Origin of the sequence: Pseudomonas sp. FW300-N2A2, assembly GCF_017351735.1 — a bacterium.
GTDB classification, from domain to species: domain Bacteria; phylum Pseudomonadota; class Gammaproteobacteria; order Pseudomonadales; family Pseudomonadaceae; genus Aquipseudomonas; species Aquipseudomonas migulae.
In genome coordinates this window covers 34267-51270 of sequence record NZ_JACNDU010000021.1, presented here as the reverse complement: position 1 = coordinate 51270, position 17004 = coordinate 34267, and the positions used below count along the sequence as shown (strand labels likewise).

At 60.2% G+C, this 17004-nt stretch carries 17 protein-coding genes; 8 read left to right on the top strand and 9 right to left on the bottom strand.

The annotated features are described in order from the left end of the window. The gene (locus tag J4E42_RS21715) at positions 1-240 is read right to left on the bottom strand and encodes a sulfurtransferase TusA family protein (protein WP_008034921.1); all 240 of its coding nucleotides are present in this window, start codon (positions 238-240) and stop codon (positions 1-3) included. Positions 241-338: 98 nt separating this feature from the next. Here J4E42_RS21715 and J4E42_RS21710 point away from each other — a divergent pair, with 98 nt between their 5' ends. Then, a complete protein-coding gene (locus tag J4E42_RS21710) occupies positions 339-1772 on the top strand; it encodes a M48 family metalloprotease (protein WP_008034920.1) in 1434 nt (477 codons plus the stop codon). A 66-nt stretch (positions 1773-1838) separates the two neighbouring features. On the opposite strand, the gene J4E42_RS21705 is transcribed toward J4E42_RS21710, so the two are convergent. The 4 genes from J4E42_RS21705 to rpoE form a co-directional block, all read right to left on the bottom strand. Beyond that, complete coding sequence (locus tag J4E42_RS21705) at positions 1839-3269, bottom strand: DegQ family serine endoprotease (RefSeq protein WP_008034918.1); 1431 nt, start codon at positions 3267-3269, stop codon at positions 1839-1841. A gap of 181 nt (positions 3270-3450) precedes the next feature. Further along, a complete protein-coding gene (locus tag J4E42_RS21700; RefSeq protein WP_207286116.1) occupies positions 3451-4407 on the bottom strand; it encodes a MucB/RseB C-terminal domain-containing protein in 957 nt (318 codons plus the stop codon). Between the two features lie 8 nt (positions 4408-4415). Beyond that, a complete protein-coding gene (locus J4E42_RS21695; protein WP_008034916.1) occupies positions 4416-5003 on the bottom strand; it encodes a sigma-E factor negative regulatory protein in 588 nt (195 codons plus the stop codon). Between the two features lie 30 nt (positions 5004-5033). Next, on the bottom strand, positions 5034-5615 hold the full coding sequence (gene rpoE, locus J4E42_RS21690; protein ID WP_007944079.1) for an RNA polymerase sigma factor RpoE: 582 nt from the start codon (positions 5613-5615) through the stop codon (positions 5034-5036). 558 nt (positions 5616-6173) lie between these two features. On the opposite strand from rpoE, the gene nadB reads away from it, so the two are divergent. Next, on the top strand, positions 6174-7790 hold the full coding sequence (nadB, locus tag J4E42_RS21685; RefSeq protein WP_008034915.1) for an L-aspartate oxidase: 1617 nt from the start codon (positions 6174-6176) through the stop codon (positions 7788-7790). Here nadB and J4E42_RS21680 read toward each other — a convergent pair. After that, positions 7759-8211, bottom strand: coding sequence for a protein YgfX (locus tag J4E42_RS21680; RefSeq protein WP_207286115.1), 453 nt, complete (start codon positions 8209-8211; stop codon positions 7759-7761). The two genes, nadB and J4E42_RS21680, sit on opposite strands and share 32 nt — an antisense overlap. Then, entirely contained in the window at positions 8195-8449 is a 255-nt protein-coding gene (locus J4E42_RS21675) for a succinate dehydrogenase assembly factor 2 (RefSeq protein WP_007944081.1), read from the bottom strand. Before J4E42_RS21675 ends, J4E42_RS21680 begins: the two co-directional genes overlap by 17 nt. A 150-nt stretch (positions 8450-8599) precedes the next feature. Here J4E42_RS21675 and J4E42_RS21670 point away from each other — a divergent pair, with 150 nt between their 5' ends. Both J4E42_RS21670 and J4E42_RS21665 read left to right on the top strand, forming a co-directional pair. Continuing rightward, complete coding sequence (locus J4E42_RS21670; protein WP_192228692.1) at positions 8600-9541, top strand: folate-binding protein YgfZ; 942 nt, start codon at positions 8600-8602, stop codon at positions 9539-9541. A gap of 35 nt (positions 9542-9576) precedes the next feature. Continuing rightward, the gene (locus tag J4E42_RS21665; RefSeq protein ID WP_008034910.1) at positions 9577-10398 is read left to right on the top strand and encodes an HDOD domain-containing protein; all 822 of its coding nucleotides are present in this window, start codon (positions 9577-9579) and stop codon (positions 10396-10398) included. Between the two features lie 80 nt (positions 10399-10478). Here the strand turns inward: J4E42_RS21665 and J4E42_RS21660 are convergent, their stop codons facing one another. Continuing rightward, positions 10479-11867, bottom strand: coding sequence for a sensor histidine kinase (locus tag J4E42_RS21660; protein WP_008036011.1), 1389 nt, complete (start codon positions 11865-11867; stop codon positions 10479-10481). Next, positions 11860-12531, bottom strand: coding sequence for a response regulator (locus J4E42_RS21655; protein ID WP_008034908.1), 672 nt, complete (start codon positions 12529-12531; stop codon positions 11860-11862). The genes J4E42_RS21660 and J4E42_RS21655 overlap by 8 nt, the downstream gene beginning before the upstream one ends. Before the next feature lie 390 nt (positions 12532-12921). On the opposite strand from J4E42_RS21655, the gene J4E42_RS21650 reads away from it, so the two are divergent. The 4 genes from J4E42_RS21650 to J4E42_RS21635 are packed head-to-tail and all read left to right on the top strand — an operon-like array spanning position 12922 to position 16965. Beyond that, on the top strand, positions 12922-13899 hold the full coding sequence (locus tag J4E42_RS21650; protein WP_008036010.1) for a tripartite tricarboxylate transporter substrate binding protein: 978 nt from the start codon (positions 12922-12924) through the stop codon (positions 13897-13899). A 58-nt stretch (positions 13900-13957) separates the two neighbouring features. Beyond that, entirely contained in the window at positions 13958-14416 is a 459-nt protein-coding gene (locus J4E42_RS21645) for a tripartite tricarboxylate transporter TctB family protein (protein WP_008034905.1), read from the top strand. 1 nt (position 14417) lies between these two features. Beyond that, positions 14418-15932 carry a tripartite tricarboxylate transporter permease gene (locus J4E42_RS21640; protein WP_008034898.1) on the top strand — a complete coding sequence of 505 codons (1515 nt, stop codon included), beginning with the start codon at positions 14418-14420 and terminating at the stop codon, positions 15930-15932. After that, the gene (locus J4E42_RS21635; protein ID WP_207286114.1) at positions 15925-16965 is read left to right on the top strand and encodes an AbrB family transcriptional regulator; all 1041 of its coding nucleotides are present in this window, start codon (positions 15925-15927) and stop codon (positions 16963-16965) included. The genes J4E42_RS21640 and J4E42_RS21635 overlap by 8 nt, the downstream gene beginning before the upstream one ends. The last annotated feature ends 39 nt before the right edge of the window (positions 16966-17004 follow it).

Genomic DNA, 17004 nt, shown 5'->3' with positions numbered 1-17004 from the left:
TCAGGCTTTTTTCAGCCAATAGCGGTAAACGCCCGCTTCATCTTCTTCACGAAGCAGCGTATGACCGGCCAAACGGGCAAAGGTGCGGAAGTCGCGCTGCGAACCCGCATCGGTGGCGATCACCTTGAGTACCGCGCCGCTGGCCATCTTGTTGAGTTCCATCTTGGCCTTGAGCAGCGGCAACGGACAATTCAGGCCGCTGGCGTCCAGTTCGGCGTCATGGGCTACAGCGTCGGTCATTGCGTTACTCCGGGTCAGGTGGTCGAGCGGCTTAGAATATCTGGTCCGAAGCGTACTGTCCGGCTACAGTAAGGTCTTTGTCGACTAAGGCTTTGTGCATGACTTTTTTGCGCCCTACCCTGCTGACGCTCGCTTGCCTGCTCGCCTCACCGGGCTTCGCCGACGACCTGCCGTCACTCGGTGACGCCAGTTCTGCAATCGTCTCGCCACAACAGGAATATCAGCTGGGCCGCGCCTGGCTGGCGCTGCTGCGCAGTCAGGTTGACCAGCTCAATGACCCGCAGCTCAAGGACTATGTCGAGTCCAGCGTCTACCGGTTGGTTGAGACCAGCCAGGTCAATGACCGGCGTCTGGAGTTCATCCTGATCAACAGCCCGCAGCTCAACGCTTTTGCGGCGCCGGGCGGGATTGTCGGGGTCAACGGTGGCTTGTTCCTTAATGCCCAGACCGAAGGCGAATATGCCTCGGTACTCGCTCACGAACTGGCTCACTTGTCGCAGCGCCACTTTGCCCGTGGCGTCGAAGCGCAACAACGCATGCAGGTGCCGATGATGGCCGCACTGCTGGCCGGGATCGTGATTGCCGCTGCCGGTGCCGGCGATGCCGGGATCGCGGCCATTGCGGGCACGCAGGCGGCAGCGATTCAGGAACAACGACGCTTCTCGCGCCAGAACGAGCAAGAGGCCGACCGCATCGGCATCCTCAACCTGGAAAAAGCCGGTTACGACCCACGCTCGATGCCAACCATGTTCGAGCGGTTGGCGCGCCAATACCGCTTCGACGCCAAGCCACCGGAGTTCTTGCTGACTCACCCGGTGACCGAATCGCGTATCGCCGACACCCGCAACCGCGCCGAGCAGGCCAAACCCGGCGGCATTGAAGACAGCATGCGTTATCAACTGATTCGTGCGCGAGTCCAGCTGATCTACGAAGAAACCCCAGGCCTGGGCGCCAAGCGCTTCCGCGCACAGCTGGATGAAAACCCGAAAAACGACGTTGCGCGTTATGGCCTGGCGATCGCCCAGATAAAGGGCGGCCAACTGAACGAAGCACGGGAAAATCTCAAGTTGCTGCTGGCCAAGTCGCCAAACGAGATCATCTACAACCTGGCGCAGATCGATCTGGACATCACCAACAATCGCCTGCCGGACGCCCAAACCCGGGTGGACCGGATGCTGACTCAGTATCCGGGCAACTATCCACTGAATCAGGTGCGCGTCGATTTGCTGCTCAAGCAAAACCGGGCGCCCGAAGCGGAAAAAGCGCTGGAGAACCTGCTCAAAAGCCGTCCCGATGATCCGGATGTCTGGTACATGGTGGCGGAAACCCGTGGCCTTTCAGGCAACATCATCGGCTTGCATCAGGCGCGCGCCGAGTACTTTGCGCTGGTTGGCGACTACCGCCAGGCCATTCAGCAACTGGACTTCGCCAAGCGCAAGGCCGGGACCAACTTCCCGTTGTCATCGCGTATCGACGCCCGCCAACGGGAGCTGATGGAGCAGGAGCGCATGATCAAGGACATGATGGGCTGACACTTTTCACCAGGCATAAAAAAACCGCCTCTTTCGAGGCGGTTTTTTATTCAGCCGACAACCGGTTTATTCAGCCAGTTTGAAGGTGATGAAGCTGGCGCGATTCTGACGCAGAACCCGCATCGACACCGAGCGGTTCTTCGGCAGCGCCTTGGCGATATCGGTGAACTCCTTGGCGGAACCAATCGCCTGATTGTTCAGGTGAGTGATGACGTCGCCTGGCTGCAAGCCGATCAGGGATGCAGGACCGTCCTGAACTTCCTTGATCACCACGCCACCTTTGAGGTCGTAGGTTTTCTTCTGTTCGTCGGTCAGCTCGACCACGGAAACACCCAGGCGATTGCTGCTGCGCTCGGTGGCCGATTTCGGCAGGGCATCCAGCTCTTTGCCCTCTTCAGGGATAGCGCCGACGGTCAGCTCGACATTCTGGCGCTTACCTTCACGAATCACTTCAAGGTTTGCCTTGGCGCCAGCCTTCAGCGCGCCGACCAGATGCGGCAGATCGGCAGACATGACGATCGGTTGACCGTTCATGCTCAGGATCACGTCACCCACTTGCAGGCCACCCTTGGCCGCCGGACCGTCATCCTGGATCTGCGCCACCAGTGCACCGGCCGGTTTATCAAGACCGAACGACTCGGCCAGATCCTTGCTCACTTCCTGAATAACGACCCCCAACCATCCACGGCTGACCTTGCCGCCGCTTTTCAGCTGGTTGGAAACGTCCATGGCCACATCGATCGGGATTGCGAACGACACGCCCATGAAACCACCGGAACGGGTGTAGATCTGAGAGTTGATCCCCACCACTTCGCCCGCCAGGTTGAACAGCGGACCACCAGAGTTACCCGGGTTGATCGGCACGTCGGTCTGGATGAACGGCACATAGTTTTCGTTCGGCAGGCTGCGACCGATGGCACTGACGATGCCTTGGGTCACAGTGTGGTCGAAACCGAATGGCGAGCCGATGGCCACGACCCACTGACCAGCCTTCAGGTCCTGGGATTTACCCAGCTTCAGGACCGGCAGATCCTTGCCTTCGATTTTCAGCAGCGCCACGTCGGAGCGTGGATCGGTGCCGACCAGTTTGGCTTTCAGCTCACTACGGTCAGCGAGACGGACGAGAATTTCGTCGGCATCGGCGATCACGTGGTTGTTGGTCAGGATGTAGCCGTCAGACGAGATGATGAAACCCGACCCCAACGACTGGGCTTCGCGCTGACGATCACCGCGCGGCGTACGCGGTTGTGGCGGCATGCCGCGCTCGAAGAACTCGCGCAACATCGGCGGCAAGCCTTCAAGGTCTGGCATCTGCTGGCTCGACACTTTGCGGTCCGGCAGTTTCTGCGTGGTACTGATGTTTACCACCGCGGGCGAGGCCTGCTCGACCAGCTGCGTGAAGTCAGGCAACTCGGCCGCTTGTACAGCGACCGCCTGACCGAGCACCAGCACGGTGGCAAATATGGAGAGGTAAGACTTCAAGCGTGGTATCGACATACGGCTCCCGTTACGACGAGCATGGTTAAGCGATATGGAGCAAGGAACACCGGGAACGATACGCCGGTATTTTTGTTCCGGGAACAACAAACAAGGCCAGAGCCGAGGGGCTCTGACCTATAAAAAATTTCGGGGATATTTGCAAATTGAAATGCTCACCAAACATTTCGGTTTCAGCTCACTACTGGGTTGCAGTGGCATCGGAGCGCATGGACAGCGCAATCCGTTCAGCGGTACCTACCGGGATTTCACCGACGACGGTGACCATCATCTCGCCTTGCGGGGTGGTCAAGCGCCGGGATACAGCGACGGTCGGGCCCAACTGAGTACGGGTATCGGTGACGGGGGCACCATTGAGCGGCTCAAGGAACACCGAAAAACGTGCGAGACCATCGTCATACATCAGGCTGCTGACCTGGGTTTTGGTCGCGGGATCCTTGCGTGAAGTGCTGCTGGTCAGCTCAAAGCCGGCAGGCAACCAGTCCGAATGCCAGGTTTGGGCAGCCTTGACGGCTGAAGCCTTGTCGCTGTCGAGGGTGATGGCTTTGCAATCCGGGCCTGCCTGCAAATCGTCGTCGGAGGGCAAATCGGAGGTATCCAGCTGCGTGAACTGGAACCGCTCCAGCAACTGCCCTTTCTCATTCAGAAGCAATGATTTGAGCGGCAGGCCGGTTTCTTTATCCAGATGCAATTCAAAACCGTAGCGATGTTGATCGCGAGGCGTCAGGGTAACGATGACTGCCGCACGGCCGGCCACACGCGACTTGCCGATGACGGCAAGGTCGTACCAATTCTTGAGCTTCTGTGGATCGAGTGTACGAGCAGCGGAGTTGGGGGAATCCCCAAGCCCTGCAATCAGAATGCCGCTGACGCATTGAGTACGCCCATCAATGCGCACAACTTCCTGAGCCTGGCCGTCGAGCTGGAGTAAACGCTCATGGACCTTGCCATCCTGGACGCGGTGCCAGATGTTGTGGGTAGAAAAACTACCGTTTCGCTCGTAGACAAAAGTACCGTGAAAGCTTTGCTGCTGCTCGGCCTGGCCAAGACGGGTCAACCAGTCTTGTGCCTCATCGGCATGGGCTGGAACAATGAACCAGCCACTAAGCAGAAGCGAAAGTAGAGGTATGGCGCGCATGATCCTCCTTAACGGTTTTCCAGGCTCGCTGCACGAGCGTAAGGCAGAGCGCTCTCAGTACCTTTCAGTGCAGCCTGTTGAGCATGTTGGCGCAAGTAGCCTGGCAAACGCTGATCGTGCCAGCCCGGCTGAGCTTGCAATACGCCGTTGGCCATAGGACCAGTGGCTTCCGAGCTCTCATTATAGCCTGCCAAAACAGCTGGACCCTTGACCTGAGGAACGGCCAGACCCGGTTGAGTGGAGTGCTGAGCCAGCTCGACACCCGCGATCTCGTCCTGGTTGTACAGACGAACACCTGCCAACACGGCGACGGTAACCGAAGCGGCTACAGCGAGGCGACCCAGGCTGCGCCATGGACCACGGGAGACTTTCGCCGGTACGGCTTCATCAGCCAGCGCAGCAGAAACGGCCGCTGCAATGTCCAGACGTGGAAGCAGCAGATCCTTGTGCATCACTGCCCGAGCGATTTGATAACGAGCCCATGTTTCACGGGTTTCAACATCGTCAAAGGCATTCAATACCCGACGCAATTCCAGTTCGTCCGCTTCGTTATCCATCACTGCGGACAGCGATTCCTGCAGGGCTTCACGACTCATGGCGTTCCTCTCTTGGCTGTCGCCGCTGTCTCAGTTTTCCTGCAACAACGGCTGCAGGGCTTTATCGATGGCCTCCCGAGCGCGGAAAATCCGGGAGCGCACGGTACCCACCGGACACTGCATGACTGCCGCAATGTCCTCGTAACTCAGACCATCAAACTCACGTAAAGTTAAAGCCGTACGCAAATCTTCCGGCAGTTGCTGAATGGTTCGATGGACGGTGCCTTCGATCTCATCCCGCAGCAATGCGCGCTCAGGCGACTCGAGATCCTTGAGGCCATGATCGCCATCGTAGAACTCTGCATCTTCGGAACTGACATCGCTATCCGGCGGCCGACGGCCGCGTGAAACCAGATAGTTTTTCGCCGTGTTGATGGCGATGCGGTAAAGCCACGTGTAAAACGCGCTGTCCCCGCGAAAATTTCCAAGCGCACGGTACGCCTTGATAAAGGCTTCTTGTGCCACATCCTGGGCTTCATGGGTGTCGTGCACGAAACGCACGATCAACCCGAGAATTTTGTGCTGATATTTCAGCACTAGCAGATCGAAAGCTCGCTTGTCGCCGCGCTGAACGCGTTCGACCAGCTGCTGATCCTCTTCCTGGGTTAGCATGAACTCTCCTCGATAAGCTCGGAGGAAGCTTGCATAACTAAACGACCAGACTTGCAAACATAGACTCGGGCTTTTCGCAAAAGTTCTCCCCCTCCAAGCAAGTTTCCTGCGGGCTCTGATTTGGCACGCACGAAAAGCGCAGCTCGGCATAACCCGGCTGCGCGAATAATCTTGTCATCGGATTCGCCGGCAAGGATCAAACCGCAATCCTGCATTGAAGCCGACACTGTCCCTTGATTCAGGCAACGGTCTATTGATCTTGGGCCTTTGGCAAAAGTTCCAAATATTTATAGCTGCGCAAGACCGACATTGTGCAACCGTGAATGGAAAAAGACTGTTAAATCGACGATACAGTCTTCTTGTCGCCGAACCGGTCGAAAAATCATCCGACGAAGCGTCAAGTCTTTTCCGTCACAGTAGTTTCACAATGCCATGTGACCTCGGCTATTGTGCCGCTCCCCCCCTCTATATACTAGTGCGCTGTGTGGCCGCCTTGACTCGCCGTTGCGGGAGTCATGCGCCAACCCCGACCCGGGTCGCTTTGAGCGGAATCCTGAAATGAGCCAACAGTTTCAACACGATGTTCTGGTGATTGGCAGCGGTGCTGCCGGTTTGAGCCTTGCGCTGACCTTGCCCGATCATTTGCGCATTGCCGTACTGAGCAAAGGCGACCTCGCCAATGGCTCGACCTTCTGGGCCCAGGGCGGTGTCGCTGCCGTGCTGGATGACACCGATACCGTTGAATCCCACGTCGATGACACCCTGAATGCCGGCGGTGGCCTGTGCCACGAAGACGCCGTGCGCTTCACCGTCGAGCACAGCAAAGAGGCCATTCAATGGCTGATCGATCAAGGCGTGCCGTTCACCCGCGATGAACAATCCGGCACCGAAGATGGCGGTTTCGAGTTTCACCTGACCCGCGAAGGCGGTCACAGCCATCGGCGCATCATTCACGCCGCCGATGCCACCGGCGCAGCGATTTTCAGAACCCTGCTCGACAAAGCCAGACAGCGGCCCAACATCGAGTTGCTGGAACAGCGGGTCGCCGTCGATCTGATCACCGAGAAGCGCCTGGGCCTTGAAGGCGACCGCTGCCTCGGCGCCTACGTGCTCAACCGCGGCACCGGGGAAGTCGACACCTACGGCGCACGCTTCGTGATCCTCGCGTCCGGCGGTGCAGCCAAGGTCTACCTCTATACCAGCAACCCCGACGGCGCCTGCGGTGATGGCATCGCCATGGCCTGGCGTTCGGGCTGCCGGGTGGCGAACCTGGAGTTCAACCAGTTTCACCCGACGTGCCTGTATCACCCGCAAGCCAAGAGTTTCCTGATCACCGAAGCCCTGCGCGGCGAAGGTGCGCACCTGAAGCTGCCCAATGGCGAACGCTTCATGCAGCGTTTCGACCCGCGCGCCGAACTGGCGCCACGGGACATCGTCGCCCGGGCCATCGACCATGAGATGAAGCGCCTGGGTGTCGATTGCGTTTATCTGGACATCAGTCACAAGCCGGAAGCGTTCATCAAGACGCACTTCCCGACGGTGTACGAGCGCTGCCTGGAGTTTTCCATCGACATCACCAAGCAACCGATTCCGGTGGTTCCCGCAGCGCACTACACCTGCGGCGGCGTGATGGTCGATCAGCAGGGCCGCACCGACGTGCCGGGGCTGTATGCAATTGGCGAAACCAGTTTCACTGGCCTGCACGGCGCCAACCGCATGGCCAGCAACTCGCTGCTGGAATGTTTCGTTTACGCACGCTCGGCGGCAGAAGACATTCTTGAGCAACTGCCGCAGGTTTCGATTCCGGTCGCCCTGCCCGTCTGGGATGCCAGCCAGGTCACCGACTCGGATGAAGACGTGATCATTGCGCACAACTGGGATGAACTGCGGCGATTCATGTGGGACTACGTCGGCATTGTGCGCACCAACAAGCGCCTGCAACGTGCGCAGCACCGCGTGCGGCTGTTGCTGGACGAAATCGACGAGTTCTACAGTAACTACAAGGTCAGCCGGGACTTGATCGAGCTGCGTAACCTGGCCCAAGTGGCGGAACTGATGATTCAGTCAGCCATGGAACGCAAGGAAAGTCGCGGCCTGCATTACACCCTCGACTACCCGAACCTGCTGCCGGAGGCGCTGGACACTATTCTGGTACCGCCCACCTACGCCGACTGAACGTGAGCCGAACCCGCAGGCGTCGGTGCACATCCGCCGCCTGCGAATCCCGGGGCACACAGATCGCCCGGACCCGCCGCTCGCCCTGCAGGCGAAAACGCAGGACGACGACCAGCGGCAGCGCGAGGCTGTCCGGCCGTAGCTGAACCGCCTGCCAACCCGCCACCTGATTCCACAACTGCCAGCCATCCGCATCGCGACGCAAGCCGCGAAACGCCTGTGGGTGTGTCAGCAAAATCTGGCGTGGCAATGCCCAAACGCCATGAGCCAGGCAGCAAACAGCGCCGAGCAAGCTGACCCAGACCGGTATGGCAAGCAGAAACAATGCACCCAGCGCGAACAGCTGGGCCAACAGATACGCCGCCAGCAACTGCCGTGAGGCATGCCAGCGGCATTCGAACGCATTACTTGGGCTGGACACGATCCAGGATCATGCGAACCATGCGCTGCAGCTCCGGATCTTCCGACTCGGCGCGTTCCATGAACCAGCCGAACATGTCCTGATCTTCGCATTCGAGTAGCTTGCGGTAGCAATCGCGGTCGACATCATTGAGGTGCGGGTAGACCTCTTTCACGAACGGCACCAGCAACACGTCAAGTTCAAGCATGCCGCGGCGGCTGTGCCAGTAGAGGCGATTCAGTTCAACATCTTCGACCATGGAGCGCTCCTCAAATAGGCGGCAAGTATACAGCCCCGGACACCATCGAACAGTCGGCTTTGGTCGGGCACTGTCGACCTTTTGTGAACTACCCATTTCATGGGCGCCCCCTTATGATGTCCCCCAGACTCTTTTACCCTGCGATCTCCCATGGCCGATTCTGCTTTTTTCTGCACCCTGTCTCACGAAGGCGTTCTCGCGGTCCGCGGCGCGGATGCCAGCAAATTTCTGCAAGGCCAACTGACCTGCAACCTCAATTACCTGAGCGACACCCAGGCCAGCCTCGGTGCGCGCTGCACCCAGAAAGGCCGGATGCAATCGAGCTTCCGCATTCTGCTGCAAGGTGATGGCGTGCTCATGGCCATGGCCACCGAGCTGCTGGAGCCGCAACTGGCGGACTTGAAGAAGTACGCGGTGTTCTCCAAATCGAAATTGACCGATGAAAGCGCTGCCTGGGTCCGCTTCGGCGTTGACCATGGCGATGCCGCCCTGATCGCCCTGGGCCTCGAACTGCCGGCGGACACCGACAGCGTGGCGCGCAATGACGGATTGATAGCCATCCGCGTTTCACCGGACCGCGCCGAACTCTGGGTTGCCGCCGATCAGGCCGACGTCATCAAGGGCCGGTTATCTGCTTTGCTGACCGAGGGCGATCTCAATCAATGGCTGCTGGGTCAGGTCCGCGCAGGGATCGGCCAGGTGATGCCGGGCACGCGCGAATTGTTCATTCCGCAGATGCTCAATCTGCAGGCCGTCGGCGGTGTGAGCTTCAAGAAAGGTTGCTACACCGGCCAGGAAATCGTTGCGCGGATGCAGTACCTGGGCAAACTCAAGCGCCGCTTGTATCGTCTGAAGCTGGACGCCAGTGCATTACCTGAACCCGGCACACCCTTGTTTTCCCCGACACACGGCAGTTCCATCGGCGAAGTGGTGATTGCCGCGCACGCCGGACAAAACATTGAACTCCTGGCCGTCTTGCAAGCCGAAGCGGCGGAAGGTGGCGACGTCCATCTCGGCGCGATCGAAGGGCCGGCCCTGCATCTGCTTGACTTGCCTTATGAACTGGATCGCGATCGCGAAATCCAGCGTTAACAGCAGTACTTGTTGCAACACCCTAGAGAAAAGAAATGAGCGATTTGGCGGATAAGGTCCAACAGGATTTGGTTGAGGCCATCGATAACGATGACCTGGTTCTGCCAACGTTGCCGGAAGTGGCCCTGCAGATTCGCAAGGCCGCTGAAGACCCGGAAATAAGTGTCAGCACCCTGAGTAAAGTGATTGGCCGTGATACGGCGCTGTCGGCACGCCTGATCAAAGTGGTCAATAGCCCGCTGCTGCGCGCGACCCAGGAAGTCACTGACTTGCACACGGCAATCACGCGCCTGGGCGTCAATTACAGCAGCAACCTGGCCATCGGTCTGGTCATGGAGCAGATTTTCCATGCGCGCTCTGACGTGGTGGAGAAAAAGATGCGCGATGTCTGGCGCAAAAGCCTGGAAATCGCCGGGGTCAGCTACGCGCTGTGCCGCAGTTACACGCAGCTCAAGCCCGATCAGGCGGCGCTGGGCGGACTGGTGCATCAGATTGGTGTACTGCCGATCCTGACCTACGCCGAAGACCACTACGAGCTGCTGTCGGACCCGGTCAGCCTGAACCATGTGATCGACCACATTCACCCGCTGCTCGGCGACAAACTGCTCAGGGTCTGGGAGTTTCCGGAAATGCTGGTACAAGTGCCGGGGCTGTATCTGGACTTCAAGCGCGAGTCCGAGCGCGTCGACTATGTGGATCTGGTGCAAGTGGCCAGTTTGTATTGCCACAAGGACACCGACCACCCCATCGCCCGTATCGACCCGCTCGGCGTGCCGGCCTTCAAGAAGCTGGGAATCGACCCGGAGAATGAGTCGATGTGCAGGGATCTGGAAGAATCGCGGTCGATGTTTTATTAAGAGCTTCGCGGGCAAGCCTCGCTCCTACAGGTATTACGGTGCTTTTGTAGGAGCGAGGCTTGCCCGCGAAGATGCCACCATTATTCTCCCGCGATAAAACTCACTCGCACCTTCAACCCCGCCTGCTCGCCATCGTGCAGACTGATCTGCGCCAGATGCGCGCGGCAGATCTCGCCAACAATCGCCAACCCCAACCCCGACCCGGCCACCTGCTGGTTGCGCCGATAGAAGCGCTCGAACACCCGATCACGCTCTTCCAGCGGAATCCCCGGCCCATCATCCTCGACCTCCAGCACCGCCGGCGCCGAGACCCGCAGGATCACATTGCCGCCAGGCGGCGTATGGGCCAGCGCGTTGTCCACCAGATTGCTCAACAGCTCGTTCAGCAGCGTCGGCTCACCGCGCAGCCACACCGGTTCGTCGGCCTCCAGCGCCAGCGCCACGCCGCGGGCATGGGCCAGCGGCGCCATCGCCATGCCCAGCTCCCGGGCCAGCTGACTCAGATCGAGTAATTGTGCACCGCCCTCGGCAATCGCCCGGGCACCGTTTTCGACACGCGCCAGCGACAGCAATTGGTTGGCCAGATGGGTCAAACGATCCGTGCCTTGCGCTGCCGTTTCCAGCGTATTGCGCCAGGTTTCAGGTTCGCCCGAACGCAGGCCGAGTTCAAGTCGCGCCTTGAGCGCCGCCAGTGGCGTGCGCAGTTCGTGCGCAGCATCGGCAATGAACTGCGCCTGACGTTCGAACTGCCCGCGCAGGCGCTCGGTAAAGTGATTGAGCGCACGCACCAACGGCCACAATTCTCGCTGCACCTCCACCAGCGGCAGCGGCCGCAAGTCATCGGACTGGCGCTCTTCCACCGCCGTGCGCAAGCGTTCCAATGGGCGCAACGCGGCACTCACCGCAAACCACACCATCAGCAACGCGCCGACCGCCAGCATACCCAGCCGCAACAACGTGTCTGCCGCTAGGCTACGGGCCATGCTGACGCGCGCCTCGTCGGTTTCCGCCACGCGAATTTCGGCCATGCCGTTCATGTTCGGTTCGCTCACGGGCTTGAGCAGGCTGACCACCCGCACGTTCTGCCCTCGATACGTCGCGTTGTAGAAACGGGCAAGCGCCGGATAGTCATCGGTGCGCGGCGTTCCCGGTGGTGGAGCGGGAAGGTTTTCGTAACCGGAAATCAGGTTCTGGTGAATGTCGTTGACCAGGTAAAAAATTCGCCCGGCACTGTCATAGGCAAACGTATCCAGCGCCACGTAAGGCACATCGGCACTGAGTGTTCCGTCACGCTGGGACACCCCGGCGGCGATGGTTCGCGCCGAGGCCAGCAAGGTCCGGTCATACGCGGTGTCGGCAGCTTCGCGACCATTCCAGTACGCGCTCAATCCACTGGCCAGCATCAACACCACCAGCAACAGCGCGAGGTTCCACAGCAACCGCCAGCGCAGGCTGCTGGGCTTATGCATCGCGGCTTTCCAGCAAGTAGCCAAGACCGCGGAACGTCACGATGGCGACCGGTTGGCCGTCGAGTTTCTTGCGCAAGCGGTGGACGTAGATTTCGATGGCGTCGGGGCTGGCCTCTTCGTCGAGACCAAACACTTGAGCAGCCAGTTGCTCCTTGCTCATCACCCGACCGGGACGCGCAATCAGCGCTTCGAGCACCGCTTGTTCGCGGGAGGTCAGGGTCAGCAATTCGTCGCCGAGGGTGAAGCGTCGGGTGTCCAGATCGTAAGCCAGCACGCCGCAGGTCTGCTGACGCTCGCCGCCGAGCACACTGCGACGCAGCAAGGCTTTGACCCGGGCTTCGAGCTCGGTCAGTTCGAACGGTTTGGCCAGGTAATCGTCAGCGCCGAGGTTCAAGCCATGCACGCGATCCTTGACGTCGCTGCGAGCGGTCAGCATCAGCACCGGCAGGTTCTTGCCCCGGGCCCGCAAGCGCGCCAGCACCTCGAAGCCATCCATGCGCGGCAGGCCGACATCGAGGATCGCCATGGCGTATTCCTCGCTGCTCAGCGCCAGGTCGGCGGCCACGCCGTCGTGCAGCACATCCACGGTCAACCCGGTGCTCTTGAGCGCCTGGGCGACACTGTCGGCGAGTTGCAGATGGTCTTCGACGAGCAGAACACGCATGGATCTTTACCTCATTCAGGGATGTTCGACGCCATTCTTTGGCGCGGAGTTTACAGCCGCATCCGCCGCTGTGAAGCCCGAAAACCGTGAAAGTCCGCTGAAAGGTTAGTGAAAGGTTCGACCGTTAGAGTCGGCCCACGGATGGTTTCGACTGAAAGCCATCGATCGTGCTTTGAAATGTAGCTCCCGAAAAACGCCTCGATGCGTTTTCGCCAATAAGAACAATAACGAGGTACTTCGCCATGCTGTCCACACAGCCCCAGGTTTGCCCGCCTCATCTCTTTTTTCAATTCCCGTCGTTTACGTTAGTCAGCGCCATCAACGGCTGCGCGACGCGAAACTGCCGCACCTGAAACATCCCCAAAAACAACAACTCCCGTGGAGACAACAATGAATCGATCACTGCGCCGTTTCGCCCTCGCCGCCAGCTGCATGCTGTTTGCCGGCCAACTGATGGCCGAGCCCAAGCGCCCGGAATGCATCGCCCCGGCCTCGCCCGGCGGCGGTTTCGACCTGACCTGCAAACTGGCGCAAAGCGCGCTGATGAACGAGAAACTGCTGAGCAAACCGATGCGCGTGACCTACATGCCCGGCGGTGTCGGCGCAGTGGCGTACAACGCGGTGGTCGCTCAGCGTCCGGCCGACGCCGGCACGCTCGTGGCGTGGTCCAGCGGCTCGTTGCTGAACCTGGCCCAGGGCAAGTTCGGTCGCTTCGATGAAACCAACGTGCGCTGGCTGGCAGCGGTCGGCACCAGCTACGGCGCCATCGCGGTGAAAAGCGATTCGCCTTACAAGACCCTCGACGATCTCGTTCAGGCGCTGAAGAAAGATCCAAGCAAAGTGGTGATCGGTTCCGGCGGCACCGTCGGCAGCCAGGACTGGATGCAAACCGCGTTGATCGCCAAGGCCGCCGGGATCAACCCGCGCGATCTGCGTTACGTCGCCCTCGAAGGTGGCGGCGAAATCGCCACCGCCCTGCTCGGCGGCCACATCCAGGTCGGCAGCACCGACATCTCCGACTCCATGCCGCACATCCAGAGCGGCGACATGCGCCTGCTGGCGGTGTTCTCCGATAAGCGCCTGGACGAGCCGGAAATGAAAGACATTCCGACCGCCAAAGAGCAAGGCTACGACATCGTCTGGCCAGTGGTTCGCGGTTTCTACCTCGGGCCAAAAGTCAGCGATGAAGACTACGCCTGGTGGAAAGACTCCTTCGACAAACTGCTGGCTTCCGATGATTTCGCCAAGCTGCGCGATCAGCGTGAACTCTTTCCGTTCGCCATGACCGGCCCGGAACTGGACACCTACGTGAAGAAGCAGGTCGCGGACTACAAAGTGCTGGCCAAAGAGTTCGGCCTGATTCAGTGATCGCCTCTGTCTAGCGGCTGCGGCCCCGCACTGCGGGGGCGCGGCACAGGAGTTCCCCATGCTCGTACAACGCATTTTCGCATCGGTGCTGCTGCTGGCCTGCGCCAGCCTGGTGCTGATGGCCTGGCCCTACCAGGCGCCTTTTTCCTACGAACCGATCGGCCCTCGCGCCTTCCCCTTGCTGATGCTGGGGCTGATGGGAATGGGCCTGATCTACATGGTGTTTCGCCCGTCCCCGATCAAACACTCCGAAGAAGACCCGCCGCTGGATCGTGAAACCCTCCACAAGATCGGCCGCTGCGTGGTGCTGCTGCTGGTGTTCGCCGGCCTGTTCGAACCACTGGGCTTCATCCTCAGCAGCATTTTGATCGGCATTCCGATGGCGCGCCTGTACGGCGGACGCTGGTTGCCAAGCGCAGTGATCATCAGCCTGATGAGCATCGGTCTGTACCTGCTGTTCGACAAAGTGATGGACGTGCCGCTGCCTCTGGGCCTGCTCGACGTTCTGGAGAACTGAAATGGATACGCTTGGTTATTTGAGTCACGGCTTCGGCGTCGCACTGACCCCTTACAACCTGGTCACCGCACTCAGCGGCACGCTGATCGGCACCGTCGTCGGCCTGCTGCCCGGCCTCGGTCCGATCAACGGCGTGGCGTTGCTGATCCCGATTGCATTCGCCCTCGGGCTGCCACCAGAGTCGGCGCTGATCCTGCTGGCTGCGGTTTACCTGGGTTGCGAGTACGGCGGCCGGATCAGTTCGATCCTGCTGAACATTCCGGGCGAAGCGTCCACCGTCATGACCACCCTCGACGGCTACCCGATGGCCCGTCAAGGCATGGCCGGTGTCGCGCTGTCGCTGTCGGCGTGGAGCTCGTTCATCGGCGCCTTTATTGCCACGTGCGGGATGGTGGTGTTCGCGCCGATCCTAGCGAAATGGGCGATTGCCTTCGGTCCGGCGGAATATTTCGTCCTGATGGTGTTCGCGATTGTCTGCCTCGGCGGCATGGCCGGTGATCGACCGCTGAAGACCTTTATCGCGGCGCTGATCGGCCTGTTCCTGTCGACCGTCGGCATCGACGCCAACAGCGGTGTCTACCGCTTCACCGGCGACAACATCCACCTCACCGACGGCATTCAGTTCGTGGTGTTGGTGCTGGGCCTGTTCTCCATCAGCGAAATCCTGTTGCTGCTGGAAAAAACCCACCGCGGCCAGGAAGCGTTCAAAGCCACCGGCCGCATGATGTTCAACTTCAAGGAAGCTGCGTCGGTGTTCTGGGTGAACATGCGGTGCGGTGTGCTGGGTTTCATCATGGGCGTTTTGCCTGGCGCCGGTGCAACACTTGCCAGCGCCGTGGCCTACATGACCGAGAAACGTATCGCCGGCCCAAGCGGCAAATTCGGACAGGGCGACAAGCGCGGTCTGGCCGCTCCGGAAACCGCCATCGGTGCTGAAGCCTGCGGTGCGCTGGTGCCGATGCTGACCCTGGGCGTTCCCGGTTCGGGCACGACGGCGGTGATGATCGGTGCGTTGTCGCTGTACAACATCACGCCGGGCCCACTGCTGTTCCAACAGCAACCGGACATCGTCTGGGGCCTGATCGCGTCGTTGTTCATTGCCAACATCATGCTGGTGATCCTCAACATTCCAATGATCCGCATCTTCACCCGCATCCTCGCCGTACCGAACTGGGCGCTGGTGCCGATGATCGCAATCATCACCGCCATCGGCGTGTTCGCGGTGCATGCCACCACCTTCGACCTGTTCCTGATGATCGGCATCGGCATCTTCGGCTACATTCTGCGCAAGCTGGATTTCCCGTTGTCGCCGGTTTTGCTGGGCTTCATTCTCGGAGGTTTGATGGAACAGAATCTGCGCCGCGCACTGTCGATTTCCAACGGTTCGCTGGAGATTCTCTGGTCGAGCGGGATCACGCTGGGTGTCTGGGCGTTGATCGTGGTGATGTTGCTGGTGCCGATCCTGCGGATCTGGCGCAAACGTTCGGTCGCTCGTCGCGCGGTCGCCGATGTCTGATCGAGCACCCTTCAACGCCTGGTGGGGTACGCCGCTGGTCGGCGCGCTGGGCGGTTACCTGGCCAGCCAGATCGGCTGGCCACTGCCATGGATGGTCGGCTCGTTGCTGGCGATCATCCTCGTGCGTTGCCTGACGCCCTGGCAATTGGCCGAAATCCCTGGCGGCCGCAAGGTCGGCCAGTGGGTCGTCGGCATCGGCATCGGCCTTCACTTCACCCCGGTGGTGATGGAGCAGGTGTTGAGCCACTTTGGCCTGATCTTCTTCGGTGCGTTGATCACCAGCCTGTCCGCCGTGGTCGGGGTCTGGTTGATGCGCCGTACCGGTGAGGATCGCGCCACCGCATTCTTTTCCAGCATGCCCGGCGGCTCCGGGGAGATGGTCAACCTCGGCGCACGCAATGGCGCGGTGCTCAGTCGCGTAGCGGCCGGGCAAAGCCTGCGGGTGCTGGTGGTGGTGCTTTGCGTACCGGCGGCGTTCAAGTATTTGCTGGGCGACGGCGCACCGGTTTTTCATCCGACGGCCGTCAACTGGTGGTGGCTGGCCTTTCTATTTCCGGCGGGCGCCTTGGCGGCGTGGATTTGGGAGCGTTTGCGTCAACCCAACCCGTGGCTGTTCGGGCCGTTGCTGGTGAGTGCGGCGGTGAGCATTGGTTGGGATCTGCACATTGGTTTGCCCAACGGCGGTAGCCAGATTGGCCAATGGCTGATCGGCAGTGGCTTGGGCTGCCACTTCAATCGGCAGTTTTTCCGGCGTGCGCCTTCGTTTATGGGGCGGACGTTGATTGGTACGGTGTTGACCATGTTGATCGCCACGGCGGCAGCCTTGGGATTGAGTGCGCTGACACATCTGGATTTGCGTTCGCTGACCCTGGGCATGATGCCCGGCGGGATTGCGGAGATGAGCCTGACGGCGGAGACCCTGCAATTGTCGGTGCCGCTGGTGACGGCGATGCAGGTGATGCGGTTGTTGTTTGTGTTGTTTCTGGCGGAGCCGTTGTTCAAGTATTGGAACCGGAATCCGGATTCGGTCTGATAGACCGAGTCGCCCCCATCGCGAGCAGGCTCACTCCCA